General features: G+C 66.4%; 5 protein-coding genes and 2 tRNA genes (1 of these 7 running past the window's edge). All 7 read right to left on the bottom strand.

The features are described from left to right. Positions 1–58: transfer RNA gene (locus tag ACQKDV_RS18370), tRNA-Arg, on the bottom strand; it reaches 119 nt to the left of the window's first position. 70 nt (positions 59–128) lie between these two features. Next, positions 129–205: transfer RNA gene (locus ACQKDV_RS18365), tRNA-Arg, on the bottom strand. Next, positions 196–1,122, bottom strand: coding sequence for an alpha/beta hydrolase family protein (locus ACQKDV_RS18360; RefSeq protein ID WP_427785679.1), 927 nt, complete (start codon positions 1,120–1,122; stop codon positions 196–198). Before ACQKDV_RS18360 ends, ACQKDV_RS18365 begins: the two co-directional genes overlap by 10 nt. Then, entirely contained in the window at positions 1,119–1,928 is an 810-nt protein-coding gene (gene thiD / locus ACQKDV_RS18355) for a bifunctional hydroxymethylpyrimidine kinase/phosphomethylpyrimidine kinase (RefSeq protein WP_427785677.1), read from the bottom strand. The genes ACQKDV_RS18360 and thiD overlap by 4 nt, the downstream gene beginning before the upstream one ends. Before the next feature lie 64 nt (positions 1,929–1,992). Beyond that, positions 1,993–2,661, bottom strand: coding sequence for a YoaK family protein (locus ACQKDV_RS18350; RefSeq protein ID WP_427785675.1), 669 nt, complete (start codon positions 2,659–2,661; stop codon positions 1,993–1,995). A gap of 6 nt (positions 2,662–2,667) precedes the next feature. Continuing rightward, positions 2,668–3,177, bottom strand: a complete 510-nt coding sequence (locus tag ACQKDV_RS18345) for a hypothetical protein (RefSeq protein ID WP_427785673.1) — start codon at positions 3,175–3,177, stop codon at positions 2,668–2,670. Next, a partial coding sequence (locus ACQKDV_RS18340) for a PhoH family protein (RefSeq protein ID WP_427785672.1) occupies positions 3,174–4,331 on the bottom strand: 1,158 nt, incomplete at its 5' end. The genes ACQKDV_RS18345 and ACQKDV_RS18340, both read right to left, overlap by 4 nt.

Below are 4,331 nucleotides of genomic sequence, written 5' to 3'. Positions count from 1 at the left end.
CGAACTCCCGACCGCCTGGTTCGTAGCCAGGTACTCTATCCAACTGAGCTACGGGCGCGCGGTACACAATCAATTTGTCACTTCATTTTACTGAATTTTCCAGCGGCGGATGCCGGAAGCCTGTCGAGTGGTGCGCCCGGAGAGATTCGAACTCCCGACCGCCTGGTTCGTAGCCAGGTACTCTATCCAACTGAGCTACGGGCGCCCTGCGACAGGAGCGGAATTATGCGGATGTCGGCGCCTGTCGTCAACGCTTTTGTGAAAATTTTCATTCAACTGAATGAAAAAGTGTTCCGCGATGGCATCCGGGGCCTTCATCCACGCGAAGTGATCGGCGCGCGTTCCCAGTTCCTGCGCAGACAGCACCCGCACGCGTGAGGCCACATTCGGCAGCTTGGCCAGCAGGGCCTGCATCGAACCGGCAGGCGCGAACCAGTCATCGGCCATCAATACCGCCTGCGCGCTGCCATGAATGCGTGCCAACTGCGCATCGAGATCTTCGTGCATGCCGACGGCGGCGTAGTGATTGTTCAGGCCTACCCGCGCCCAGTCGGCAATCAGCCCGCGCGCTTCGGTGCCGCCAAAGCCGAGGCGGCGACCGTGCAGCACGCCTTGGCGGCGCGCGATCCACGGCAGGAAACGATAGAACAGCGGCAGCAGCCAGCCTCGCGGTGGCGGGAACGCACGCCAGAACGGCGTGCCGCTGGCGGCCAGCCACAGGTGCTGGAAACGATGCGGGTGCCGCCCTGCATGCAGGCAGGCCAGTTGCCCGCCCAGGCTGTGGCCGCCGATGATCCAGTGCAGATCGCCGTGTGCGTGGTCTTCACGTTCCAGCACGGCCTGGCTGGCGGGAAGATCCTGTTCGAGAATCTCGCGGTAGCCCCAATCCACCGTACGCGACGGGCGCAGTGAGCTGCTGCCGTTGCCACGCCACTCATGCAGGTAGACGGCGACGCCGCGTGCCGCCAGCGCCTGTGCAAGCGGCAGGTAGTGGCGCGCTGCCACGCCCAGCGCCGGCAGCCACAGCAGGCGCGCCAGCGGCTGTGCCGGTACGCAGGCGATGACCTCGTACGCGTGTCCATCATCGCTGTTCAAGGCGATCAAGCGCGGCGTATCGCTCATGCGTGCGGTGCCGCGCCGAAGTGGTCCAGCACCAGCACGTTGCTGCGCCCAGGCATGTAGCCCTGCTGCAGGCCGCGCGCTACGTAATCGATGCCGGCCTCGCAGGCGTTGGCCAGGCTGAGCCCGTTGCACAGCTGCGCGGCGATGGCCGAGGCCAGCGTGCAGCCGGTGCCGTGTGCATCCAGCGGCAAGCGTGCGTGGATGAATTCCTCGCTGCTGACGCCATCGAAGTAGCGGTCGATCACCCGGTTGCCTTCGTGCAGGTGGCCACCCTTCAGCAGAACCGCGCCGGCGCCCATGTCCAGCAGGGCCGCGGCAGCGTGCTCGGCCTGGTCGGCATTGCCGATGCTGCGGCCGACCAGCAGCTCCGCTTCGGGGGTATTGGGAGTGATCAGCGTGGCCAGCGGAATCAGCCGTTCGCGCATCGCCTGCAGCGCGCTGTCTTCCAGCAGGCGTGCACCGCTGGTGGCGACCATCACAGGATCCAGCACCACGTGCGCGGGGCGACGCTGTTCAAGCGCGTCGGCAACGGTGTGGATGACCTCGGCATTGGCCAGCATGCCCAGCTTGACGGCGTGGATGTCGAAATCATCGAAACACGCGTCCAGCTGCGCGCGCAGGAAGTCGACCGGCGGCACGTGCACGGCCGTCACGCCGCGGGTGTTCTGCGCGGTCAGTGCGGCGATGGCGGACAGCCCGTGCACGCGGTGCGCGGCGAATGCCTTCAGGTCGGCCTGGATGCCGGCACCGCCGCCGGAATCGGAGCCGGCGATGGTGAGGGCGGAAGCGGGAGTGGTCGGGCTCATCCGTCGATTGTGCCGTGGTCCCGCAGGGGAAGGTAGATCCACGCCATGCGTGGATGCCCTTGGTTCAATGCCGCCAGCGCGCCCATTGCTGGTACACCACATAGACGATGCCGGTCAGGCCGGTGAGCAGGGCGGGAGCGAGCAGGGCGTCGTAGCGGAACTGCATGAACAGCCACGCGCCGAGGATGCCGCCGCCGAGAAAGCCGCTGATGATCAGCCCGCTCAGGGTCAGGCGGCGGACCTGCAGGGGCAGGCCGCGCAGCAGGTGGCCCAGGCCGATGCCGAGGTCGGTGAACATGCCGCTCAGATGGGTGGTGCGCACCACTGCGCCGCTGAAGGTAGTGGCCATCGCGTTCTGCAGGCCGCAGGCCATGGCCGCAGCCAGCGCGCCCCAGATCTGCTGCTGTTCGAACAACGGAATGGCCACCAGCAGCAGTGCCGATTCGATGGCCAGCGCCACGCCATAGCGACGGCCCAGTTGCAGGGTGTTGTCCTGGATCAGCAGGCCGCTGAGCATCGCGCCCAGCGAGAAGGCGATCAGCAGGCCCCACAGGTGTCCGATCGCACGCCCGTCACCCTGGGCGATGGCCATGGCCAGCTGGCTGGTGCTGCCGGTCATGTGGCTGACGGCCTGGTGTTCGAAGCCGAGGAAGCCTACGACATTGACCATGCCGGCCACGCAGGACAGCGCGACCGCACCGATCCAGACCCAGGTGGGCAGGCGGATTCCCATGTCGCCTCAGGGTGAGGGCACTTCGCCGCTGTTGAACTGCAGATCGCTGAACGTGCCGGTCGCAGGGTCGAATACCGCACCCCAGAACTGCCGCCCACCATCGCACACGCGGATTGCTTCGCGCGCGGGGTTGTTGTTGGAGCTCTCAGGCAGATGGAACGCGTTGATGTAGATCAACTGCTGGCCACCACTTTCGATGCCCACGTACTGTCGATCAAAATCCAGCACGTGCGGCACCTGTGCTTCCAGCGAGGAGAGCTTGGCTTCCATCTGGTCCACCTGCTGCCGGCTGGGTGCCCAGTAGCCGCTGACCCGCCCGGCTTCGCGGCCGGGGCTGGTGCGCGAGCAGGTGTCCAGCACCTGCGCGGCGATGAGTGGGCGGGTGACCACCCACGATTGGCCGGTACGTTCGGCGGTGGGCACGCTGGCCGGGCCGCGCGTGGTGGTGCAGGCGCCCAGCGTGGCTGCGAGGGCGATCGCAGCCGTGGGCAGCAGCAGGCGGGTGCAACGGTTCACAACACCTCCGAAGCGTAATCGGCCAGGCGCGAACGCTCGCCACGGCGCAGGGTGATGTGGGCACTGTGCGGCCAGTTCTTGAAGCGGTCCACCGCGTAGGTCAGGCCCGAGGTGGTCTCGGTCAGGTACGGGGTGTCGATCTGCTCGACGTTGCCCAGGCAGACGATCTTGGTGCCGGGGCCGGCGCGGGTGATCAGCGTCTTCATCTGCTTCGGGGTGAGGTTCTGCGCCTCGTCCAGGATCAGGTAGCGCGTCAGGAAGGTGCGCCCGCGCATGAAGTTCATCGAACGGATCTTGATGCGGCTGGCCAGCAGATCGTTGGTGGCCTGGCGGCCCCAGGTGCCGCCTTCCTGGTTGTGGGTGAGTACTTCCAGGTTGTCGGTCAGCGCGCCCATCCACGGCGTCATCTTTTCTTCCTCGGTGCCGGGCAGGAAGCCGATGTCCTCGCCCACGCTCACCGTGGCGCGGGTCATGATGATCTCGCGGTAGCGCTGCTGGTCCATCGTCTGCGCCAGGCCGGCGGCCAGCGCCAGCAGGGTCTTGCCGGTACCGGCGGTGCCGAGCAGGGTGACGAAGTCGATCTCCGGGTCCATCAGCGCATTGAGCGCGAAATTCTGCTCGCGGTTGCGCGCGCTGATGCCCCACACGGCGTGGCTGCCGTGGCGGAAATCATCGACCAGCGACAGCACCACCTTGCCATCGCCGACCACGCGGCTGACGCGCAGCTCGACCTCGTCTTCGCCAGGCAGATAGACATACTGGTTCGGATACCACTCCTCGCCATCCTGGGCGAGGATTTCGTAATGGGTGCGGCCCTTGTCGCTCCAGCTGCGCAGATCCTCGCCGTGGCGCTTCCAGAAGTCTTCCGGCAGCTCGGTGGCGCCGGTGTAGAGCAGGCTGAAATCGTCCAGCGCGCGGTCGTTCTCGTAGTCTTCGGACACGATGCCGGCGATGGCGGCCTTGATCCGCAGGTTGATGTCCTTGGAAACGAACACCACCGGCAGGTCGGGGGTTTCTTCCTTCAGCGCCAGGATCGCGCCGAGGATGGCGTTGTCCGGGATGACCTTGCCGAAGCTCTTGCCCGCATCGAAATGGCTGGGCTCGCGCGGTGCCGGGCGCTGTTTCAACGCCTGGCCGCTCACGGGCTCACCTCG

It is taken from the genome of Stenotrophomonas sp. NPDC077659, assembly GCF_050268705.1.
Classification (GTDB): Bacteria; Pseudomonadota; Gammaproteobacteria; order Xanthomonadales; family Xanthomonadaceae; genus Stenotrophomonas.
This window is presented reverse-complemented; position numbering and strand designations above follow the sequence as displayed.